The organism is Salinisphaera aquimarina (assembly GCF_042643355.1).
In the GTDB taxonomy this organism is placed as follows: domain Bacteria; phylum Pseudomonadota; class Gammaproteobacteria; order Nevskiales; family Salinisphaeraceae; genus Salinisphaera; species Salinisphaera aquimarina.
Window position 1 is genome coordinate 41,145 of sequence record NZ_JBHRSS010000007.1, and the last position, 22,363, is coordinate 63,507.

Annotated in this window: 19 protein-coding genes; 9 read left to right on the top strand and 10 right to left on the bottom strand. The window is 64.4% G+C overall.

What is annotated here, in order from left to right; translation table 11 throughout:
• Positions 1 to 20: 20 nt before the first annotated feature.
• The 6 genes from ACFOSU_RS14680 (at position 21) to ACFOSU_RS14705 (ending at position 5,923) form a co-directional block, all read left to right on the top strand.
• A complete protein-coding gene (locus ACFOSU_RS14680) occupies positions 21 to 800 on the top strand; it encodes a DUF1295 domain-containing protein (RefSeq protein WP_380690685.1) in 780 nt (259 codons plus the stop codon).
• A 33-nt stretch (positions 801 to 833) separates the two neighbouring features.
• On the top strand, positions 834 to 1,877 hold the full coding sequence (locus ACFOSU_RS14685; protein WP_380690686.1) for an SAM-dependent methyltransferase: 1,044 nt from the start codon (positions 834 to 836) through the stop codon (positions 1,875 to 1,877).
• A gap of 22 nt (positions 1,878 to 1,899) precedes the next feature.
• Complete coding sequence (locus ACFOSU_RS14690; protein ID WP_380690687.1) at positions 1,900 to 2,712, top strand: hypothetical protein; 813 nt, start codon at positions 1,900 to 1,902, stop codon at positions 2,710 to 2,712.
• 198 nt (positions 2,713 to 2,910) lie between these two features.
• The gene (locus ACFOSU_RS14695) at positions 2,911 to 3,924 is read left to right on the top strand and encodes a DctP family TRAP transporter solute-binding subunit (RefSeq protein WP_380690688.1); all 1,014 of its coding nucleotides are present in this window, start codon (positions 2,911 to 2,913) and stop codon (positions 3,922 to 3,924) included.
• 41 nt (positions 3,925 to 3,965) lie between these two features.
• Positions 3,966 to 4,643, top strand: a complete 678-nt coding sequence (locus ACFOSU_RS14700; protein ID WP_380690689.1) for a TRAP transporter small permease — start codon at positions 3,966 to 3,968, stop codon at positions 4,641 to 4,643.
• Positions 4,640 to 5,923, top strand: coding sequence for a TRAP transporter large permease (locus tag ACFOSU_RS14705; RefSeq protein WP_380690690.1), 1,284 nt, complete (start codon positions 4,640 to 4,642; stop codon positions 5,921 to 5,923). Before ACFOSU_RS14700 ends, ACFOSU_RS14705 begins: the two co-directional genes overlap by 4 nt.
• A gap of 71 nt (positions 5,924 to 5,994) precedes the next feature.
• Here the strand turns inward: ACFOSU_RS14705 and ACFOSU_RS14710 are convergent, their stop codons facing one another.
• The 3 genes from ACFOSU_RS14710 to ACFOSU_RS14720 all read right to left on the bottom strand — a co-directional run bounded on the left by ACFOSU_RS14710 (position 5,995) and on the right by ACFOSU_RS14720 (position 8,741).
• Positions 5,995 to 6,306: a 2Fe-2S iron-sulfur cluster-binding protein gene (locus ACFOSU_RS14710; protein WP_380690691.1), complete on the bottom strand. Its 312-nt coding sequence runs from the start codon at positions 6,304 to 6,306 to the stop codon at positions 5,995 to 5,997.
• 73 nt (positions 6,307 to 6,379) lie between these two features.
• A complete protein-coding gene (locus ACFOSU_RS14715; RefSeq protein ID WP_380690692.1) occupies positions 6,380 to 7,540 on the bottom strand; it encodes an NAD(P)/FAD-dependent oxidoreductase in 1,161 nt (386 codons plus the stop codon).
• Positions 7,541 to 7,565: 25 nt separating this feature from the next.
• A complete protein-coding gene (locus ACFOSU_RS14720) occupies positions 7,566 to 8,741 on the bottom strand; it encodes an aromatic ring-hydroxylating oxygenase subunit alpha (protein ID WP_380690693.1) in 1,176 nt (391 codons plus the stop codon).
• 342 nt (positions 8,742 to 9,083) lie between these two features.
• Here ACFOSU_RS14720 and ACFOSU_RS14725 point away from each other — a divergent pair, with 342 nt between their 5' ends.
• Positions 9,084 to 10,136, top strand: coding sequence for a GlxA family transcriptional regulator (locus tag ACFOSU_RS14725; protein ID WP_380690694.1), 1,053 nt, complete (start codon positions 9,084 to 9,086; stop codon positions 10,134 to 10,136).
• Positions 10,137 to 10,420: 284 nt separating this feature from the next.
• Here the strand turns inward: ACFOSU_RS14725 and ACFOSU_RS14730 are convergent, their stop codons facing one another.
• From ACFOSU_RS14730 to ACFOSU_RS14750, 5 genes are read right to left on the bottom strand one after another with little or no spacing between them, the layout of a single operon-like run.
• Entirely contained in the window at positions 10,421 to 11,008 is a 588-nt protein-coding gene (locus ACFOSU_RS14730) for a sarcosine oxidase subunit gamma (protein WP_380690695.1), read from the bottom strand.
• Entirely contained in the window at positions 10,932 to 14,003 is a 3,072-nt protein-coding gene (locus ACFOSU_RS14735) for a sarcosine oxidase subunit alpha family protein (protein WP_380690696.1), read from the bottom strand. Before ACFOSU_RS14735 ends, ACFOSU_RS14730 begins: the two co-directional genes overlap by 77 nt.
• On the bottom strand, positions 14,000 to 14,293 hold the full coding sequence (locus ACFOSU_RS14740) for a sarcosine oxidase subunit delta (protein ID WP_380690697.1): 294 nt from the start codon (positions 14,291 to 14,293) through the stop codon (positions 14,000 to 14,002). The genes ACFOSU_RS14735 and ACFOSU_RS14740 overlap by 4 nt, the downstream gene beginning before the upstream one ends.
• A 26-nt stretch (positions 14,294 to 14,319) precedes the next feature.
• Entirely contained in the window at positions 14,320 to 15,576 is a 1,257-nt protein-coding gene (locus ACFOSU_RS14745) for a sarcosine oxidase subunit beta family protein (protein WP_380690698.1), read from the bottom strand.
• 19 nt (positions 15,577 to 15,595) lie between these two features.
• Entirely contained in the window at positions 15,596 to 16,966 is a 1,371-nt protein-coding gene (locus ACFOSU_RS14750) for an L-serine ammonia-lyase (RefSeq protein ID WP_380690699.1), read from the bottom strand.
• A gap of 337 nt (positions 16,967 to 17,303) precedes the next feature.
• On the opposite strand from ACFOSU_RS14750, the gene ACFOSU_RS14755 reads away from it, so the two are divergent.
• Complete coding sequence (locus ACFOSU_RS14755; protein ID WP_380690700.1) at positions 17,304 to 18,374, top strand: GlxA family transcriptional regulator; 1,071 nt, start codon at positions 17,304 to 17,306, stop codon at positions 18,372 to 18,374.
• A gap of 88 nt (positions 18,375 to 18,462) precedes the next feature.
• Here the strand turns inward: ACFOSU_RS14755 and ACFOSU_RS14760 are convergent, their stop codons facing one another.
• Entirely contained in the window at positions 18,463 to 19,923 is a 1,461-nt protein-coding gene (locus ACFOSU_RS14760) for an aldehyde dehydrogenase family protein (protein ID WP_380690701.1), read from the bottom strand.
• Positions 19,923 to 21,242 (bottom strand): aromatic ring-hydroxylating oxygenase subunit alpha, encoded by a 1,320-nt coding sequence (locus tag ACFOSU_RS14765; protein WP_380690702.1) that lies wholly within the window; start codon positions 21,240 to 21,242, stop codon positions 19,923 to 19,925. The genes ACFOSU_RS14760 and ACFOSU_RS14765 overlap by 1 nt, the downstream gene beginning before the upstream one ends.
• Positions 21,243 to 21,402: 160 nt before the next feature.
• Between ACFOSU_RS14765 and ACFOSU_RS14770 the strand changes: the two genes are divergently transcribed.
• Positions 21,403 to 22,317, top strand: coding sequence for a LysR family transcriptional regulator (locus tag ACFOSU_RS14770; protein ID WP_380690703.1), 915 nt, complete (start codon positions 21,403 to 21,405; stop codon positions 22,315 to 22,317).
• Positions 22,318 to 22,363: the final 46 nt, after the last annotated feature.

A 22,363-nucleotide genomic window follows, 5' to 3' on the forward strand; every position in this document is an offset into this window, starting at 1 on the left:
ATCCACCCGAGGAATGACTGATGACGCCGATTGCGGCTTTTGGCCTGGGACTGGCCACCACGGTCGTGCTGCTGATCATTGTCTGGTTGATTCAGTTGTTCACGCGCAACGCAGGGCTCGTCGACGTGGTCTGGTCGGCGTCGGTGGGCATCATGGCCGCCGAATACGCACTGGTTGGCGATGCACCGGGCGGCGCCCGTATTCTGCTCGCCGCCCTCGCGCTGACCTGGGCTTTCCGGCTGGCCGCCTATCTGGCGGTTCGCATGCGCGGCGCGCCCGAGGATTCACGCTACGCCGCGGCGCGTAAGTCCTGGGGCAAAAAAGCCGATCTCTACATGCTCGGGTTTTTCGTGTTCCAGGCCGTAATCGCCGCGATTCTGTCGATTCCGTTTCTGGTCGTGGCCTACATGCCTGACGCCCCCTCGCTGTGGGTGGTACTGCTCACGCTCTTGGTGTGGTTTGTCGCCGTGGTCGGCGAAGGCACTGCCGATGCCCAGCTCAAGGCATTCAAGGCGCGGCCCGAGAATCGTGGCAAGGTGTGCGCCGAAGGCCTGTGGCGGTATTCGCGCCACCCGAACTATTTCTTCGAGTCATTGCACTGGGTGACCTACGTGGTGCTGGCCATCGGCGCACCATGGTGGTGGGCCACGCTGGCCAGCCCGGTGATCATGGCCTGGCTGCTGCTCAAGGTGTCGGGCATTCCCACCATCGAAGGCAAGGATGCGGCCGACAAGCGCGAAGGCCACGACGAATACGTGCGCACCACCAGCGCTTTCGTGCCCTGGCCGCCGAAGCAATAGACGTCTCGTTTTTCAAACGCCGGAGCAAACGCATTGGATAGTCTGCCGATCGAACTGTGTGAACGTGGCCTGGTGCCCGACAAGGCCGCGCGGGCCGGCATGCGTCGCCTGATCGCGACCCGTCTCACCAGCCCCGAGGCGAGCGATCCGGAGCGGCGCAGCGAACACATGCGCGCATTCATCGAACGCGCGTCGACCGGCCCCATCGCCCAGCACACCGCCGACGCCAATACCCAGCACTACGAGGTGCCGGCGGCGTTCTTCAAGCGGGTGCTGGGCGCGCATCTCAAGTACAGCGGCTGCCTCTACGAGCCCGGCATCGACAACCTCGACCAGGCCGAACACGCCATGCTCGCGCTCTACGCCGAGCGCGCGCGGCTGCACGATGGCCAGAAGATTCTGGATCTAGGCTGCGGCTGGGGCTCGTTCGCGCTGTGGGCGGCCAAACGCTATCCCCGCGCGGATATCCTGGCGGTATCCAACTCCGCCACCCAGCGGGCGGCGATCGAGGCGATGGCCAGCGAACGCGGGCTGACCAATCTGACCGTTCAGACCTGCGATATCAACGCATTCGATCCGGGCGAGAAACGTTTCGATCGCATCGTCTCGGTCGAGATGTTCGAGCACATGCGCAACTACCGCGAGCTGTTCGGTCGCATCAGCCGCTGGCTGGTGGACGACGGGCGCCTGTTCGTGCACGTATTCGCGCACAAAACCCTGGCCTATCCGTTCCAGGATGACGGCGAGTACGACTGGATGGCGCGGCATTTCTTCACCGGCGGCGTCATGCCCAGCGAAAATCTGTTCGCGCATTTTCAGGAAGACCTGCTGCTGCGCGATAGCTGGTGGCTGTCGGGCAATCATTACCGCGATACCGCCAATGCCTGGCTGGAACGCATGGACGCGGCAAGCGCGGATATCGAAGCGCTGTTCGTGGACACCTACGGCCAGACCGACGCCAAGCGCTGGGTCAACCGCTGGCGGATGTTCTTCATGGCCGTCGCCGAGCTGTTCGGCTATGCCGACGGTAACGAATGGGGCATCGCCCACTACCTGTTTGTGCCCAGACGCGGCTGACCGGCCGCTCGGAGATATGACCATGCCCACCACAATGCGTCTGCTGGCTCCGGCCGGCCTTCTCGCCCTGTCTTTCGCCGCCGCGCCCGCACTGGCTCAGGGCAAAGCCAGCGACAGCGGCGACATGCGCTGTTTCAACGGCTACGCCTATACGCTGCAGGGCGACCAGTATCGCTATACCGAACACCACGAACAGCATCTGTCCGGCGGCAATGTCACTTCGTGGGACGTGACCTATGTCGGCAAGGGCGGCGACGTGATTGCCACCAAGCACATGGATTTCAGCGCCAACCCGACGGTGCCGACCTATACCCTGAAGATTCCCGCCGACGGCTACGCGGAAGGTATCCGTCACGACGGCGATCGCTGGACGATGTTTCTGAAGGAGTCGGCCGACGCCCAGGAACAGACCAAGTCGTTCAAGATCGATCCGCCGATGGCCGCCGATTCGGGCTTCAATGCGCTCGTTCAGAAGAACTTCGACACGCTTGAAGGCGGTACCACCCTGCCGTTCAAGTTCGTCGCCGCCGGCCGTCAGGGTGTGATCAACCTGAAGGCATCGAAGACCGGCACCACCACGTTCGAGGGCAAGGAGGCGGTGATATTCAACGCGGAACTGGACATGTTCCTGGTGAGTCACTTCGTCGACTCACTCAAGCTGACCTACGACCCGGACAGCAAGCATCTGCTCGAGTATCGCGGCATCGGCAACATGCACAATGCCGCCGGCAAGGTGTATCCGGTGCGCGTAACCTATGCCAGCAAGATGCCGCAGGTCGCAAGCGAAAACGGCGCGCCCGAGGCCAGCTGCGGCGCGGTCGCCAGCGGCTCCTGAACAGCCCGCTGCGAGCCGCGCCGGCGGGCGGATGCCACTAATCGCCAATATTGCTTGACTGCAATTTGCACTAGTTTCGCACTACTTGAAAGCAGCCGTTCGCGGGCTCCCGGGCAACGCCAGTGATCGTCAGGATCGCGGCCAGTCCCGGCCAACGACGTCTTCATGTACAACTCTCAGAAAAGAAGGGATCAGGCCATGCGCCAGTACACATTCAAATCCATCGTTTTTGCTGTCGGCTGCGTCGTCGCACTGGCACTGCCCGGGCAGGCGATGGCGGCCAACTCCAAGCCGATCGTGATCAAGTTCTCGCATGTCGTGGCCAACGACACGCCCAAGGGTCAGGGCGCGCAGCTGCTGCAGAAACTGGTCAAGGAAAAGCTCGGCGACAAGGTCAAGATCGAGGTCTATCCGAATTCCTCGCTGTACGACGACACCAAGGGCCTAAACGCGCTGCTGACCGGCGATGTGCAGCTGCTGGCACCGTCGATGGCCAAGCTCGGCCAGTACAGCAGCAGCGTGCAGTTGTTCGATCTGCCGTTCCTGTTCGACAACCTCGAAGCCGTGACCCGCTTCGAAGAAGGCGACGGTGGCCAGAAGATTCTCAAATCCATGCAGGGCCACAATATTCTGGGCCTGGCCTACTGGCATAACGGCATGCGCCAGATGACCGCCAACGAACCGCTGCTCACACCGCGCGACGCACGTGGCATGAAGCTGCGCGTGGAGCCCTCCAACGTGCTCGCCGCCCAGATCAACGAACTGCACGCCGTGCCCCGCAAGATGGCGTTCGGCGAGGTCTACCAGGGCATGCAGACGGGCGTGGTCGACGGTCAGGGCGGCAACACCTGGTCGAACATCTACAGCCAGAAGTGGAACGAAGTCCAGAGCGACATGACCGAGTCCAACAACGGCGTGCTCGACTACATGCTGATCACCAACGCCAAGTTCTGGAAGGGTCTGCCCGACGACGTGCGCACCCAGCTCGATGACATCATCGCCCAGGTCACCAAGTCGGTGAACGACAAGGCCGGCGAACTCAACCAGCAGGCCAAACAGGACATCATCGACGCCGGTGGCACCGAAGTGCATGAGCTGGACAAGGCCCAGCTGAAGGAATGGCGTGATGCCATGACCCCGGTCGTCGAGCAGTTCAGCGACGAGATCGGCCCCGATCTGATCAAGGCCGCGCAGGAATCCAACCAATCCTGAGCCGTCGGCCCGGTCTGGACACGAGAGCGCGGTAACCCTAGATGCTGATGCGCGCATGGGCTCGTCTGGAAGAAGGCATCGTGGTCTTCTGTCTGACGGGGATGACGCTGGTGACCTTCGCGTATGTGGCGGTCACCAATCTCTACGGCCTGTTCTACGATCTGGCCGATGCGGTTCCGGCACTGGAAACACCGGCCTTCGCGGTCGGTGATTTCCTGCTGTCGCTGGCCCAGCAGATGACCTGGAGCCTGGCGGTCACCACGTCGTTGTTCGCCTGGATGATTTTCGTCGGCGTGGCCTACTGCGTGCGCATCGGCGCACATATCGGCGTGGACCTGCTGGTGCGGCTGTTCCCGGAACGCCTGCAGCGCGTATTCGGCATACTCGCCTGTCTGATATTCATCGGCTATGCCGGCCTGCTGATGGTTTCGAGCTTCACCTGGCTGCAGTCGCTGATGGTCAACAACATCGGCGCCGAGGATCTGGACGTATTCGGCATCAAGGAGTGGCATATCGCCCTCGTCGAGCCGATCGGCATGGCGCTGGTCGTCGCCCGTCTCGTCGAGGTACTGATCAATATCCTGCGCGGCAAGCAGCTGGGTCTGGAGCAATCCAACGAAGCCAGCGATGCCCTGTCGTTGATGGAGCGCCATCTGGAAGAAAGCAAGGCCGCGGATAGCGCGGCCTCGACCACCAGCACAACGCAGTCGCCGCGATGACGATCGCCTTCCTGTTCGCCATTCTGTTCCTGCTGATGTTCATCGGCGTGCCGATCGCGGTATCGCTGGGCCTGTCGAGCGCGCTCACCATTCTATTGTTCAGCCAGGACTCGCTGCAGTCGCTTGCGATCAAACTGTTCGCCACCTCTGATCACTACACCCTGCTCGCGATTCCGTTCTTCCTGCTGTCCGGCGCGTTCATGACCAGCGGCGGCGTCGCCCAACGGCTGATCAACTTCGCCAACGCCAGCGTCGGCCATATCCGCGGCGGCCTGCCGATCGCCTCGGTGCTGGCCTGTGTGCTGTTCGCGGCGCTGTCCGGCTCGTCGCCGGCGACCGTCGCCGCGGTCGGCTCGATCGTGATCGCCGGCATGGTGCGTTCGGGCTATACCCAGTCCTTTGCGACCGGCATCGTCTGCAACGCCGGCACTTTGGGTATTCTGATTCCGCCCTCGATCGTGATGGTCGTCTATGCTGCTGCCACCTCGACCTCGGTGGGCAAGCTGTTCATGGCCGGTGTGGTGCCGGGCGTGGTGCTCGGCCTGCTGCTGATGATCGCGATCTATATCATTGCCCGTATCAAGAAAATGCCGGCCCAGCCGCGGGTGAGTTTTCGCGAATGGCTGACCTCGGCCCGCAAGTCGATCTGGGGCCTGCTGCTGATCGTGATCATTCTCGGCGGCATCTATTCGGGCGTGTTCACACCGACCGAAGCCGCGGCCGTGGCCGCCGTCTATGCGGCGTTCGTGGCCCTGGTGGTCTATCGCGATATCAAGCCCAGCGATTGCCCGCGCGTGATTCTGGACGCCGCCAAGCTCAGCGTGGTGCTGATGTTCATCATCGCCAACGCCATGCTGTTCGCGCATGTGCTGACCACCGAACAGATTCCGCAGACGATCACCCAGTGGGTGGTCGAACAGGGCTTCTCGCAGGTGACCTTCCTGCTCGTGCTCAACGTGGTGCTGCTGATCGCCGGCAGCTTCATGGAGCCGTCGGCGATCATCCTGATCCTGGCGCCGATCCTGTTCCCGATCGCCACCAAGCTGGGCGTGGACCCGATCCATCTCGGCGTGATCATGGTCGTGAACATGGAGATCGGCATGCTCACCCCGCCGACCGGGCTGAATCTGTTCGTGGCCTCGGTGGTCACCGGTCAGCCACTGACCAAGGTGATCCGCGCCTCCGCGCCCTGGCTGATCCTGCTGATCGGCTTCCTGCTGCTGATTACTTATGTGCCGATCGTGTCGCTCGGCCTGCCCAACGCCCTCGGGATGCCATAGCGCGGGATGCCGTAGACAAGGACAAGCGCCGCCCTGCTCCCGAACGACGCCTGCTCGAATGGCTGGCGCGGCTAATTCGGCGCCAGCGTCAGACGCAGACCGTCCAGGGCCTCGGAAAACCGGATCTGGCAGGTCAGACGCGATTGCGCCTCCACGTCGAAGGCCATATCGAGCATATCCAGCTCCTCGACATCGGCGGGCGCGAGCGCATGTAGCCAGCCGTCGTCGATATAGCAATGACAGGTCGCGCACGCACAGCAGCCACCACAGGACGCTTCGATCGGCAGACCGGCGTCGCGGATGATCTCCATGACCTTGCGCCCTGGCGCGGCCTCCAGACGGTGCTCGCCCCCGTAGCGGTCGATTACGACTATATGCGGCATGTTATCCCGCGTGTTGGTCGTGTTCCGGATATCACGGCGACTGGCTCGTCATCGGTTGCTGCGTCATGGGGCACTAGGCCAGAAGCGGGGGCATTGTGCGGCTCAGTTCGCCGCGTTCGGCGGATGCGTTGCCGGCCAGCGCGAAGCCCAGCGGATCGCCTGCCGTACCGCGAAACACGGCCTTGAGGTGGCGACCACTGCCTTCGACCTGCCACTGGCCGGCCGCATCCACCCGCGGGGGGCAGACCACAAGCGGCAGGCTGGACGTCTTGACCACCACCGGCATGGCTTTCATGGTCAGGCGCACGTCCTGGCCGGCCAGCACCTGTGCCAGCACTTTCGCCTGTGCCATCAGCGGCAGGATATAAGGCAGCACCCCGGCCCCGGTCTGGGCACAATCGCCCATGGCATAGATATGCGGATCCGAAGTCGCCAGACGCTCGTCCACCAGCACGCCCTGGGCGACCTGCACCCCGGCCGAACGGGCAAGCTCCGTCTCCGGAACGAGCCCGACCGCCGACATCACCAGATCGGCCGCCACCGGCGAGCCGTCATCCAGCGTGGCCCGGAAGCCGTCGCCTTCGCGCTCGAGGCGTTTGACATGGCGGCCGGTGCGCACGTCTGCGCCGTTTTCACTCAGCGCGTTCGCAAGCGTCGCGCCCAGTGCTTCCGGCACCAGTCGCGACAACGGCCACGGCGCCGGGTCAACCATGGTCACGCCGATGCCTCGGTGCATCAGATCGTCAGCGAACTCACAGCCAATCAGGCCGGCGCCGATCAGCAACACCCGCTGCACGCCGGATTCGAGCTTGGCATACCAGCGCCGGTAGTCATCGAGGTTGTTGACCGTATCGATCCAGCGCGCGTCCGCCGCGTCGGGCACGATCACACGCTGACGGCCGCCGGTGGCCAGCACCAGATCGCCGTAGCCGATATCGCCGCGCGTGGTGTGCAGCACGCGCGCATCGGCATCGATATCCAGCACCCGGCAGTGGGTCACCAGTTGCACGCCGAGTTCCGCGGCCTTGGCCTGCGCCGACTTCTGGATCATGGAGTCGGGCGTCTGGTGCTGGGCCAGCGCATTCGACAGCAACGGCTTGGAATACACCTCGCCGCCGTCGGCGGTGACCAGCGTGACCGGCCGGCCGGGATCGTAGGCCCGCAGCTGACGGATCAGCGTATAACCGCTCAGTCCGCTACCCACGACCACGATGGCATTGGCTTGTACTGACATGGCGTGCTTCCTTGCGTGAAGAGTGTTAACTGAAAGCCGCTTCGGCAACCGGCATCGAACGCGAGAGCTGATTGGCCACCCGGCGCTGGAATTCGTGGGTCGTGACTTCGTGATACGGCGAGAAGCGCCCGTTCACATAACCCGGCGAACGCCGGCCGCGCTGCATGCCCTCGATCATCACGATGTCTTCGGCATTGATGCCGAGCCAGCTGTCGATCGGCTTGCTGCGCTGGGCCGCCAGTTCGTCGGTCATCGCCGCGTCACCCACGTAATAGAAGTGGAATACTTCGCGCGTGCGCTCGGGCGTGACCGGCTGAATGCCGAAAACGAACAGATAGCTCGGATGCATGCCGAGCAGCAGATTGGGCATCACATAAGGATATTCGGCCGTTCTGCGCGCCTGCTCGGACAGGCCCGGAAACATGGGCAGGTCGGGATGGCCCGCGGCCACCGAGTCATAGCCGGTGCTGCCCTGGCCGAGATAGGTCGGCTCGAGCATGTTGAAGTGCGCCTGCATGCGCGAATATCCGTTCAGCGACGGATGCGTCCACGGCAGGTGATAGCTTTCCACGAAGTTCTCGACCGCCAGTTTCCAGTTGGTCGCGACGTCGAAGGTCGCCGTGCCGCCGTGGCGCAGCAACGTCAGGTCATAGTCGGCCCAGCGCGCCTGCAGCGGCCCCAGGCTGTGCTCCAGCGCCGCGGCATCGCCGGAGAGATTCAGGAAGATCAGGTCGTGCCACATCTCACAGCGGATGCCGGCCAAGCCATATTCGCTGCGGTCCAGACCCGGCGCGTCGTCGCAGTCATGGCCGCCGAAATGCGGCGTCTTCTTCAGTTCACCGTCCAGCGAATAGGCCCAGGAATGGTATGGGCAGACCAGCGTCGCGCAGCCCTGCTTGCGATCACTGACCAGCTGCAGGCCGCGGTGGCGACAGACATTGTGAAACGCCCTGACCTCGCCGTTGCGATTGCGCGTGAGCACAACCGGGCGACCGGCGATCTCGACCGGAAGCACGTCGCCCCGTCTGGGAATCTGCGCGCCGACCGCAGCGAACACCCATTGGCGGTCGAAGATTTCGCTGCGCTCGCGTTCCAGGAAAGAATCATGCGTATACGCCTCGTTGGGCAGACAGATCGCGTCCGCGGTCGGGCGGTTGATCTGTTCGAGTACAGCGGGGGACAGCAGGTCGTCGTTAATCATCTCGATTCACCTTCGGCCCGGCGGGCCGACCGTCGATATTCGGGAGCGCCACAGACGTCCGGCCTGGCCGATCCATTGCGGGTGTAAGGCCGACACCGAACTCGCGATAAAGATTAGCGAGCCCTCGAGTAGCGGATTGTCCTAAAGGCGACATGGATATGTATCCGCACGACAGCGCGCAAATCATTGCATTGAAAGCACTTGCATCGCGGCCCCCGATGGGTCATAAATTTGAACTGCGAGGACGGGGCCGCCTGCACAAAGAGCTGAACACGACCGTGACTAGCCCGACAAGACGCCCGCACAAACGACTTCATTCCCGCCGAGATACGGGGGAATGCCGTGACGCCCGCGACAGCTGATACGCCCCGTGCGACCCGGATCGGGTTTCTGCAAGTGCCCAATTATTCGGCGATCGCGTTCTCGACTGCGGTCGAGCCGTTGCGCATGGCCAACCAGCTGTCGGGCCTGCCGCTGTACGAGTGGACGGTCATCAGCATGGACGGCACGCCGGTACCGGCCAGCAACGGCCTCGCGGTGGCCGCCGACAGCGACATCCACAACGCCGGGCCGCTCGACATGCTGTTCGTCTGCGGCGGCACCGGCATCCAGGACAATTGCGACCGACGGCTGCTGGCATGGCTGCGCGAGCAGGCTCGTCACAAGGTCGAGCTCGGCGCGCTGTGCACCGGCTCCTACGTGCTTGCCCGCGCTCATCTGCTGGAAGGCTATCGTTGCACCATCCACTGGGAGAACATTTCCAGCATGGATGAAGAACAGCAGTTCTCGAAGACGATCTTCACCTCCGAATTGTTCGTGATCGACCGTGATCGCTATACCTGCGCCGGCGGCATCGCGCCGCTGGACATGATGCTCAACATCATCGGCCGCCAGAAAAGCCAGTCCCTGGCCGAGGCGATCTGCGAGGAGTTCATCCACGAGCGCATTCGCAACGTCAGCGACATGCAGCGCATTCCCCTGCGCGTGCACCTGGGCACCAGCCAGCCCAAGCTCGTGGAAGCGGTATCGCTGATGGAGGCCAATATCGAGGAGCCGTTGAGCCTGGACGACCTCGCCCGTCTCGTCGGCGTGTCGCGCCGTCAGCTCGAACGCCTGTTCAAGAAATATCTCAACTGCGTGCCGACCCGCTATTACCTCGAACTGCGCCTGGCACGCGCGCGCCAGTTTCTGCTGCAGACCAATCTATCCATCATCGAGGTGGGTCTGGCCTGCGGATTCTCCTCGCCGCCGCATTTCAGCAAGTGCTACCACGATTTTTTCGGGCAGCCGCCCAGCCGCGAGCGCCGCAGCCGATCGGCGTCCATGGCCGCCCGCGACGCGCTGTCCGTGGATCATCGCTCGTCGCGCGGCAAATCGGGTGTTGGTACGAACTAGGGCGTATTGCCGTCTGGCGCGGCCCCGCGTTGCACCCCAAAATTGGGCCAGACAAGGCGCGTGGTGCCGACCCTAGTCATTCTAGGGTCAAACCGCGCAACGCCGTATGGACCGATTTTGGGGCGCAACCCTTCGGGACAGCGTCCATTTTCCTGCAATACAGCGTTGCAGCACGCTTATGTAGCACGGCTACACGACGCGCACTGCGCCTTGTCTCGCAAAAAAATGGCCGCTGGCGCGGCGTCGGGCCAGACGGCAACACGCCCTAGCCTCCCTATCCTGCCTCAAGCGCCCGCACGCGCGAAGCCGACATCGCGGGCCGCGTCGTGTAGCCAGCGCCACAGATAATCGGCCAGGCTGCGCCGCACCATCACCTCGAACACGGGTCGATCATCGGCGTACATCAGGATCACGCCGGCCTTGGCCAGCAGGGTCTGTACACAACGCCCGGTCCCGAACACGCGCGGGTGCAGATCGATCGAACAGCCGCGCGCCAGCAACTCGCGCGCGCCGGCGCCGCTGATTTCGAGCGTGGCATAACCACTGCTGACATCGGTGACTGCGGCGAACGTGCTGCCGAATGCCGTACGCAGATCCGCCGCCAGATCAGCCTGGTCGCCCGCCGCAGTCAGCAACAGCCACTCGTCCGGCGCCAGCCCGAGCACGGTCAGCTTGTCGTTGACCGCACTGGCATTGGGCCCCGGCAGCTCGAGTGCCACCATCGAACTCACGGCTTCGGTGAAGACCTTTTGTTCGGTCTGCCCGCGTAGATTCAATATCCCGCGAGCCGGTAGTTCACGTATCAACAGCCCCGGCAGACCGGCGTCGGCGATCATGCTCAGCGGACTTTGGCTCTGGACTGGACTGGACATTCTGGCGACTCCCTTGAGCATCAAAGAATACGGGGCTGCAGATACGCGCGGCGATCACGCGACCCTCGGCGAGCGGTGCAAAAATGGCGTCGTCGAAGCGCTCGCGTCCACCTTCGACCAGGGCCAGCGCGATCGAGCGCCCGACCCGGGCGCTGTAATAGCTGGAGGTGACAAAGCCGACCATCGGCACCGGCGTCTGGTAGGTTGCCGAATCGATAAGCTGCGCACCCTCGGGCAGGACCTCGGCCGGATCGTCGGTGAGCAGCCCCACCAGCTGACGACGATCGTCGCGCTGCAGATAGGAACGCGCCAGCGAGCGCCGGCCGATGAAATCCTTCTTCGTGCTCAGCAGGCCGGCCATGCCCAGATCGGCGGGCGTCACCGAGCCGTCGGTGTCCTGACCGACGATGATGAAACCCTTCTCCGCCCGCAGCACGTGCATGGTCTCGGTGCCGTAGGGGGTCGCACCATATTTTTCGCCGACCGCCATCACCGTATCCCATAGATACCGGCCGTGCTCGGCCGGCACGTTGATCTCGAACGACAGTTCGCCGGTGAAGCTGACCCGCGCCACGCGCGCCGGCACCCCGGCCGCGGTACCTTCGCGAATCGACATGAAGGCGAACGCCTCGGCCGAGAAATCGATGCCCGCGCAGATCTCGCTGACCAGATCACGGCTGCTCGGCCCGGCGATGGAGACCGTGGCCCAGTGATCGGTCACCGATGTCAGATAGACCTCGAGCTGCGGCCATTCTGTCTGCAGCCAGCGCTCCAGCCATGCCATGACGTGGGCGGCGTTGCCGGTCGAGGTGGTCATCAGATAGTGCTGTTCGCCGAGTCGGGCGGTCACGCCGTCGTCCATGACCATGCCGTCCTCGCCCAGCATCATGCCGTAGCGACAACGCCCCACCGCCAGCTTCTGCCAGTTGTTGGTATAGACGCGGTCGAGAAACTCGGCGGCGTCCGGGCCCTGGATATCGATCTTGCCCAGGGTCGAATAATCCAGCACGCCGACCGCGTTATGCGTGGCCAGGCATTCGCGCTCCACCGCCTGTTGCATGGTCTCGCCGGGCAGCGGGTAATAGCGTGCCCGCTTCCACTGGCCGACGTTTTCGAACACCGCACCACGGGCCACGTGCCAGGCGTGCATGGGCGTATAGCGCGTCGCGTCCAGCAGCGCGCCGACATCGCGCCCGGCGATGGCGCCGAAGGTGACCGGCGTATAGGCCGGCCGGAACGTGGTGGTGCCGACCGCGGCCAGCGGCTTGCCCAGTCGTTCGGCCACGATCGCCATACCGTTGATATTGCCGAGCTTGCCCTGATCGGTACCGAAACCGAGCGCGGTGTAGCGCTTCACGTGCTCGATGGAGGTGTAGTTTTCGCGAATGGCCAGATGGATGTCGGCCGCGGTGGTGTCGTTCTGGTAATCCACGAACTGCTTGGCGTCGCGCCCCACGGGCTTGAGGCCGGGCACGCGCCAGAGCGGTACCAGCGGCGTTTCGGCGACGGCCGTGCTCGCCGGATGCGCGCCCACCGCCATTTCGAAACCGCAGGCCGCGGCGGCGGCCGCGCCGGCCTCGCTGCCCTCGCGCAGGCAACCGGCGGTATCCCACGTGCCACGAGCGGCCCCGGCGGAACGCTCGGCCTGGACCGGATCGCCGGGCACGAAACAGGCGCGGGTTTCATCGAAGCGCGGGCGCGCACCCGACTGCGACTGCAGATGCACCACCGGGCTGAAGCCGCCGGACATGGCGATCAGGTCACAGTCCAGACGCGGGCCTTCGCCGGCCAGGCTCTTGCCGTCGGCCGCGAGCAGCGCGGTACGCGCGCCGGTGACGCGATGGCGCCCACGGGCCTGGACCACGACCTGGCCGGGCATGATGTTGAGCCCAAGCGAATGCACGGCCTGCGCCCAGACGCCGTCCACATCACGGCGTGAATCCACCACCGCGGCCACGGCAACGCCCGCCCGATGCAGATCCAGTGCGGTGCGATAACCGTTGTCGTTGTTGGCGAACACGACCGCACGCCGCCCCGGCGCCACCGCATAGCGGTTGACATAGGTGGACACCGCAGAGGCCAGCATCACCCCGGGCCGATCGTTGTCGCCGAACACCAGCGGGCGCTCGATCGCCCCGGTCGCGACCACCACCTGCTTCGCGCGCAGCCGCCACAGCCGCTGGCGCGGCCCCTGGGCCTGCGTCGCCGGCAGATGATCGGTCAGACGCTCGAGGATGGTCAGAAAATTGTGATCGTAATAACCGAACACCGTGGCACGCGGCAGCAGCGTCACCTCGGGCATGGCCGCCAATTCGGCACGCGCGCCTTCGACCCATGCCGTCGCCGGCCGGTCGTCGAGGCGCTCGTTGCTGCCCAGCAGACTGCCGCCGAATTCGCTGCTCTCGTCGGCGAGAATCACGCGCGCACTGCTGCGGCCGGCGGCCAGCGCGGCGGCCAGACCGGCCGGGCCCGCGCCGACGATCAGCACGTCGCAGTGGGCATTGCGCTTGTCGTAGGTATCCGCATCGGCGTCATTGGGCGCATGGCCCAGCCCGGCGCCGGCGCGGATGACATGCTCGTAGTGTTTCCAGTAGCTCGCCGGCCACTTGAAGGTCTTGTAATAGAAGCCCGCAGGCAGCAACCGCGAGGCCCAGCCGAGCGCGCCACTGAGATCGAAATCCGCGCTCGGCCAGCAGTTGACCATGCGCGCCGCGAGCCCGTAATAGAGTTCGGTCTGGGTCGCGCGCTGAACCGGCAGCGTGCGCGCGCCCTCGCCCAGTTGCAGGATGGCATTGGGCTCTTCGGCGCCGGCGCCGACGATGCCGCGCGGACGTCGATACTTGAAGCTGCGCGCGACGATGTCCACACCGTTGGCGATCAACGCCGACGCCAGCGTATCGCCCGCGTAGCCGTACAGCGGCCGACCGTTGAAGGTGAATTCGAGCCGCCGGTCGCGATCGATACGCCCGCCCTGGCGCAGTCGATAACCGCTCATGATCGGCTCTGCGTTGTGATCTGCGGCACGGGCTCGCCGATGCGATACACCGCGTGCACACGGTAGGTCACGGTATCGCGCGCGACATTGAACCAGCGCCGACAGCCGTGGCTGTGGCACCACTGCTCGGACTGCAGCCCCTTCGCGTTGCTGCGAAAGAACAGATAATCGCCCCAGGTCTCGTCGCTTACCGCATCCGGCTCGGCCGGGCGCAGGATATGCGCCTCGCCGCCGTAGGCGAATTCTTCTTCGTCGCGGGGCCCGCACCACGGGCATTCAAGCTGCAGCATCGCGGCTTCTCTCCGATCATTTATATTTAATGGGCGACACCGGCCGCGCCGTGCTCATCAATGAGATGGCCGGTCACGAAACGGTCGATAGAGAACGGCGCATTGAGCGCATGCGGCTCGTTGCGCGCCATCGTGTGCGCGAACGCCCAGCCCGAGCCGGGCGTGGCCTTGAAGCCGCCGGTGCCCCAGCCGCAGTTGAAATACAGGCCTTCGACCGGGGTCAGACTCAGGATCGGGCAGGCATCGGGGGTGACATCCACGATGCCGCCCCACTGGCGCAGCATGCGCATACGCGAAAAGATCGGAAACAGCTCCTTGATCGCCGCCAGCGTGTGCTCGATCACCGGAAAACTGCCGCGCTGGCCATAGCCCAGATAGGCGTCGATGCCCGCGCCGATGACCAGTTCGCCCTTGTCCGACTGGCTCACATAGCCGTGCACCTGATTGGACATGATCACGCTGTCGAGGATCGGCTTGACCGGCTCGGACACCAGCGCCTGCAAGGGGTGGCTTTCCACCGGCAGGCGAAAACCGGCCATGTCGGCCAGCATGGTGGCGTGGCCGGCGACCACCACGCCCACCTTGGGCGCGCCGATGAAGCCGCGCGTGGTGTCGACGCCGGTGACCCGACCACCCTCGCGCCGGATGCCGGTCACCTCGCAGTTCTGGATGATGTCCACGCCGCGCGCGTCGGCCGCCCGGGCCAGGCCCCACGCGACGCCGTCGTGGCGTGCCGTGCCGGCACGCCGCTGCAACGACGCACCCAGTATCGGATAACGGGCATCCGGCGAGGTGTTGATGTGCGGCACCAGCGCCTTGATCTGTTCAGCGGTGACGAATTCGGCGTCGATACCGTTCAGACGATTGGCGTTGACCCGCCGCCAGGTATCGCGCACGTCTTGCAGCGTATGCGCGAGATTGAACACGCCGCGCTGGCTGAACATGACGTTGTAGTTGATGTCCTGAGTCAGCCCTTCCCAGAGCTGCAGCGATTTCTCGTACAGCCAGGCGGCTTCGTCCCAGAGATAATTGGAACGCACAATGGTCGTGTTGCGGCCGGTGTTGCCGCCGCCGATCCAGCCTTTCTCGAGCACCGCGACGTTGGTGATGCCGTGTTCCCTGGCCATATAGTAGGCGGTGGCCAGCCCGTGCCCGCCGCCGCCGACGATGACGGCGTCATAGGCGGGCTTGGGCTCCGGCGATCGCCAGGCCTGCTGCCAGTTCTCGTGATAGCTCAGCGCATTGCGCGCCAGGCTGAAGATGGAATATCGATTGGCTTTCATCGCGGGTTGCCTTGCGGGTTTAGCATTCGATGACGTTGACGGCGAGACCGCCACGGGACGTCTCCTTGTATTTCGTCTTCATGTCGGCGCCGGTGTCGCGCATGGTCTTGATCACCTTGTCCAGCGACACGTAGTGCTCGCCGTCGCCGCGCAGCGCCATGCGCGCGGCGCTCATGGCCTTGATCGATCCCATGGCGTTGCGCTCGATACAGGGCACCTGAACCAGGCCGCCGATCGGATCGCAGGTCAGGCCCAGGTTGTGTTCCATGCCGATCTCGGCGGCGTTCTCGACCTGGGCCGGCGTGCCGCCCAGTACTTCCGCCAGTGCGCCGGCCGCCATGGAACAGGCCACGCCGACCTCGCCCTGACAGCCGACCTCGGCGCCGGAAATCGAGGCATTCTTCTTGTAGAGCAGACCGATGGCGGCCGCGGTAAGCAAAAAGCGGGCGATCCCCTCGTCATCGCCGTTCCGAAAGACGATGTAATACTTGAGCACTGCTGGAATGATGCCGGCGGCCCCGTTGGTGGGCGCGGTCACCACCCGTCCACCCGAGGCGTTTTCTTCGTTGACCGCCAGCGCGTAGAGGGTGACCCAATCCATAATATCCAGCGGATCGCCCTGGGCGGCCTTGTCATTGAGACTTGCGGCCAGGCGAAAGGCACGCCGACGGACATGCATCCCACCCGGCAGCGTGCCCTGCTGCGCGCAACCGCGATCGATACAGGCGGCCATCACAGACCACAGCTGCAGCAGGCCCGCGTCGATTTCCGCGTCGCTGCGCCAGGCGCGTTCGTTGGCGCGCATGACATCGCTGATCGCGATGTCCTGTTGGTCACAGTGACCCAGCAGCTCGACCGCACTTTCAAACGGGTATTTCTGAGGGGTCGTATCCTCGACGATACGAGCGCGGCCCTCGGCATCGGGCTCGATCACGAAACCGCCGCCGACCGAGTAGAAGATACGCTCGGCCATGACCTCGCCGGCCCGATCAAGGGCGATGAAGCACATGCCGTTGGGATGGGCCGGCAGGCTGTGGCGCTTGTTCATGATCAGCTGGCGCCGGTTCTGAAAACCGACCGGCTGCCGTCCGGCCAGCCGCAGCTGGCGGCTCTCCCGGATCGCCTCGGCACGGGCATCCAGGCTCTCGACGTCGACGGTTTCCGGGTCCTCGCCTTCGAGCCCCAGCATCACCGCCTTGTCCGATCCGTGCCCACGCCCGGTGGCGGCGAGCGAGCCATACAGCTCGACCCGCACATCGGCGACCCGGGGCAGCAGCCCGTCGTCTGCAAGGCCCATGGCAAAGCGGCGCGCCGCGCGCATCGGCCCGACCGTATGCGAGCTCGACGGGCCGATGCCGACCTTGAACAATTCGAACAGGCTAACGGCCATGACCGATTCCGTCGGCACACAGCCGATACTCTGACACCAGGCCTCGAGCGCTGATCGAGCGGGGGCCGATCTCTCCATCCGGCACGCCTGTTTCGAGTTTTGAACTGCGCATGCCGATAACCTGTCGCGGATAGAACGCAACGCTGTATGCCTGACCGGATCCATTGAATACCGCCACGGCCGCTATTACTTGAACGTTTGCGACATGCGTCGAGAATTTTCGCCACAGGCTGACCGGCGTGGCCCATGGAATCAGCAGTCGAGCAAAGGCGTGTGCAATGGATGAATACTCCGGGCTAGACTGGACAACAACGCAGGCGCCGAGGGTTGCCAGCCAATGAAACCGACGCACGCCGACCGCCATGCCCCGTTATCGCAGGCACAGCTGTCGGTAGGTTTCGTGCTGATGCCGAAGTTCACCATGCTGCCATTCGCGGCATTCGTCGATTGTCTGCGACTGGCCGCGGACGAAGGCGATACCAGCCGGCCGATCTACTGCCGCTGGACCTTCATGACTCCGGACGGCGCCACGGCACTGTCGAGTTGCGGTGCCACCGTCGGTCCCTGTGTAGCGTTCCAGGCACCAGAGCAATTCGACTATGTCGTGGTCTCGGGCGGCCTGCTGCCCGACGGCCCGGCCGCGGATGCGGCGACTGTGACGTATCTGCGTCGCGCCGCGGCCGCCGGCGTGCCGCTGGTCGGCCTGTGCACGGGGCCGTTCGCCATGATCCAGGCCGGGCTCATGCACAAGCGGCGCTGCTGTGTGAGCTGGTACCACTATCACGATCTGACGCGGCGTTTTCCGGACGTCATCCCCGTGGCCGATCGGCTGTTCGTGGTCGACGCGGACCGTATCACCTGCTCGGGCGGGATCGCCGCCGCGGATCTGGCCGCCTGGATGGTCGAGCGTCATATCGGCCGCGCCTGGGCCCAGAAGAGCCTGAGCATCATGCTCATCGACCGCGCACGCCGCGGTAGCACCGCCCAGCCGCAGCCGGCCTTCTATGACAACGTGAGCGACAACCGCGTACGTCGTGCACTGCTCATGATCGAGCAGCGGCTGAGCGACCCGCTGCATACGGACGAACTGGCTGCGGCACTCGACGTCTCCCGCCGCCAGCTGGAACGCGGCTTTCGTGACGAACTGGGCATGAGCCCGAGCCAGTTTGGCCGCGACCTGCGCCTGCGCTACGGCTTCTGGCTGCTGTCGCACACGAATCGGAGCGTGGCAGAAGTCAGCAGCGAATGCGGCTTCTCCGACAATGCCCACTTCTCGCGTCATTTTCTGAAGCTGTTCGGCTATCAGCCCTCCAAGGTCAGAAAGCAGACGACACCGCCCGATCTGCCGTCGCGCGCTATCCGTAACGAACCCGGCGCGATCCTGTTTCAGCAAGCGTCCGAGAAATAGCCATCTGTCAGGCAGGACCGGTGGCTATTAGATCTCCTCGCCTTCGGCGGGCTGGGCACATAGCCGTCGGCAATGGCCGGACACCGGCTCACCGGTCGGTCTTCCAGCGGATCACCACGTTGCGCGTGCGCGTATAGTTTTCGAGCGCGACAAGACCGCGTTCGCGACTATAGCCACTGAGCTTGCAGCCGCCGAACGGGGCACCGATGCCACCGGCGAAATACTCGTTGACCATGATATAGCCCGCCTCGATGCGCGATGCCAGGCGCAGCGCGCGGTCGATATCCGCGGTGAACACCCCGGCTGCAAGCCCGTAGTCGCAGTCGTTGGCCAGCGCCAGCGCCTCGTCTTCGTCGGCAAACGGGGTCACGGTGAGCACCGGGCCGAAGATTTCCTCGCGATAGATACGCATCGCCGGCGACACGTCGGCATAGATGGTAGGCGGCACGAAACAGCCGGGCCGATCCAGGGGCGCACCGCCGATCAGCGCCCGCGCGCCCTCTTGGCGGGCCAGCGTCATATAACCGCATACCCGCTCGAAGTGTTCGCGCGAAACCAGGGGACCGAGGTCCGGCGCGTCCAGACCCGGACCGACGCTCAGTTCGCGGGCGATGCCGACGACCCGCTCGCAGAGGGGTTCGGCGACCGACTGTTCGACCAGCAGCCGCGAACCGGCGTCGCAGTATTGGCCACTGTTGGTGAAAATACCCTTCACGACTTCCCGTGCAACCTGCTCCAGGCCGGCGTCGGCGAACACCAGCTGCGGCGATTTGCCGCCCAGTTCCACAACCACCGGCTTGACGTGCTCGGCAGCCGCGCGCAACACCGCGCGCCCGGTAGCCACAGATCCGGTGAAGGTGATCGAATCGATGCCGGCATGGGCGGCCAGCGCTGCGCCGGCCTCGCTGCCAAAACCGGTCACCACATTGAACACGCCGTTCGGCAGACCGGCATCGGCCAGAACCTGAGCCAGCTTGAGCGCGCTCAGCGGAGTCTGTTCGGCCGGTTTGACCACCGCCGTATTGCCCGCTGCCAACGCCGGCGCCAGACTGCGGCAAAGCATGCTCAAGGGCGCGTTCCAGGGCACGATATGCGCGCTTACGCCCAGGGGTTCGCGCTGCACATAGTCCAGATAACCATCGCCCAGCGGCACGGTTTCGCCCTGAATCTTGTCGGCCGCACCGGCGTAGTAATGCAGATAAGCCACGCAGCCGGCCACCTCGGCGCGCGCCAGTGTCAACGACTTGCCGTTGTCGAGCACCTCGATCGTGGCCAGCGTCTCGGCAGCCGCTTCCACCGCGTCGGCCAGGCGGCGCAGACAGGCGCTGCGGTCTGCCGGCGCCGTAGCAGCCCACGCCGGCCAAGCGGCGCGCGCGGCCGTCACGGCGGCATCGATATCGAGCGCACCGCCGCGCGCCACGTCAGCCAGCACGCAGTCGTCATGAGCCGGGTCACGGGTATCGAAGGTGGCCCCATCCGCGGCGTCGCACCAACCCCCTCCAATGAACAGGCGCGGCTGGGCCGGAGCCAATAGTTCGGCCAATCCCATCAGCCTGTCCGCACCGAGGTACGACGCGGACGAAACATCGGCATCGCCTCTTCGGTGTCGCCCTCGGGAATGCGCTCGATACCGACCATCTTGTCGATGATCATGTTCTGGAAGCGATGCACCGGCTCCTCGAAGTGATAGCACAGCCGGCCGCCGGGAAACGCGGGCCCGTTCAAGCCCCGCTGGACACGTTCGACGATATCGATGTCCTGCTGGTTGACCAGATCCCAGAACCTATGGAGCTGGGCGATGCCCTGGGCGGCCAGCTCGCCGTCACCCACGCATTCCGGATGCGACAGGATGAAGGTCTCTTCGCGGGTCCTGTCCGGGCCCAGCGGATGGGCAATGAGCACGAACACGTGGTTCGGCAGGATCGCCATGGCCGTATTCGGGAATAGAAGGACGAAACGGCCGGTGTCGGCATCCCTGTCACCGATGCCCGAGAAGGCAGGAAGACTCTGCCAGCCGCCGGCCGGCGTATCCGCGCTGATCGGCGTGGTGCACATACCGGTATACAAACCCCTGCCCTGCCAGCGGTAGTGGTTCTCCACCGGGGAGACCGACACCAGCTCGGGATGTACCCAGGGCAAGTGGTAGCACTCCATGAAGTTCTCGGCGATCAGCTTGTAGTTGGCGTTGACCTCATACTCGCGATCGGCCTGGATGGTCCAGTCATGGAGCTGGTAGTGGTCCAGCCGGCCCGGCAGATCACCGAGCTGGGTCTCGAGCGGCGCCGTCTCTTCGGCCAGATTGATGAAAATCAGCCCGCCCCATTCGGCAACATGCACCGACAGCAGGCCGTAGTCGCGCTTGTCGAAATTGCTGGCGGCATCGGTATCGAAGGCGGCCTTCATCTCGGGCGGGATACCCGAGCCTTCGAAGTAAGGCGTGCCCATGCAGCGCCCGTCCAGATCGTAGGCCCAGCTGTGGTACGGACAACGCACGCCGTTGAATGCCAGCTCGTGGCAGCCCGGGGGCAGCAGTTGGGTACCGCGATGCCGGCAGACGTTGTGAAAGGCCCGCAGTTGCCCATCGCGGTTGCGCCAGATCAATACCTCGCGGCCTGCCAGTTCCACCACCTGGGCGATCCGCTTGCCGCCGACCCGGGACGAACAGGTCACGGGCACCCAGCTTCGGGCAAACACCTGTTCACGCTCGACCTGCCAGAACGCCTGTTCGCGGTAGGCGTCGGGAATAATGGTAACGGCACGCTCGACCGCCGCTCGCGTGCGCGCATACAGGCGTTGGTCGGTATAGTCCGGCGGCGCCGTTCGTGGCAGCGGACCGACTTCATCTTGACTCGACTCGAGACTGGTCATGGGACAACTCCTCGGCGCCGCGATGCGGTGACTGTTCGCAAGCGACGCGCACGACAGGTAGCGCACTGCGCATGTTCGCTGTTCTGTCGAAAATAGCGGGACGCCATAAACACGTCTAATATATTTTTAAGCCCTCTATTGGTTCGCTAAACCAATCACCATGGAAATACGCCAGCTACGCTATTTCGTCGCCGTAGCCGAGGAAAAGCACTTCGGCCACGCCGCGCAGCGTCTGCACATGACCCAGCCGCCGCTGAGCATGCAGATTCGCCAGCTCGAAGAGACCCTGGGCATCGCCCTGCTCACCCGCAGCACGCGCCAGGTCGCGCTCACCGATGCCGGCCGGGTTTTTCTCGAGCGCGCGCGAGCCATTCTGGCCGAGCTGGAAAATACCAAGCAGGTGACCCGCCACGCCGAATCCGGCCTGCAGGGCCGTCTCGAGCTCGGCTTCATCAGTTCCGCAACGCTGACCGTTCTGCCGCCCGCCCTGCGCGCCTTTCGCGCACGCTATCCGGCGGTCGACCTGCAGCTCAACGAGATCGCCAGCGGTCACCAGGTCGACGCGCTCTATGACGGCCGTATCCGTTTCGGCCTGCTGCGATTGCCACTCAGCGCGCCGGGTATTCATATAGAGCCGTTGCTGCGCGAATCGCTGGTCGTAGCCCTGCCTGAACACCACACGCTGGCCTCGAAGGATCGTCTGACGATGGAGGACATCGCCGCCCAGCCGCTGATCTTCTTTCGTCGCCAGGACGTGCCGGGCTTTCACGACCATATCCTGCAGCTGTTCCAGGCCGCCGGCCACCCGCCCCAGGTGGTGCAGCGCGCGCTGCATCTTCAGACCATCATCGGCCTGGTCGCCAGCGGTCTGGGATTGTCGGTACTACCCGGATCGAGCCGGCATCTGCGCCGTGACGGCGTGGTCTATCGGCCGCTCGCCGCGCCGGAGACCGAAACCTGGCTGGCCATGGTGCAGCTCGACGGCGAGCGGTCGGTCCTGCTGGACAATTTCCGTCACGAACTACGGACTGCGGCGAAGAATCTGGCCAAGAGCGACTGGACCATTAGTTCGTAAAAACAATCAATATTTGTCTAAAAATAATATTGGATAGATAAAAAAG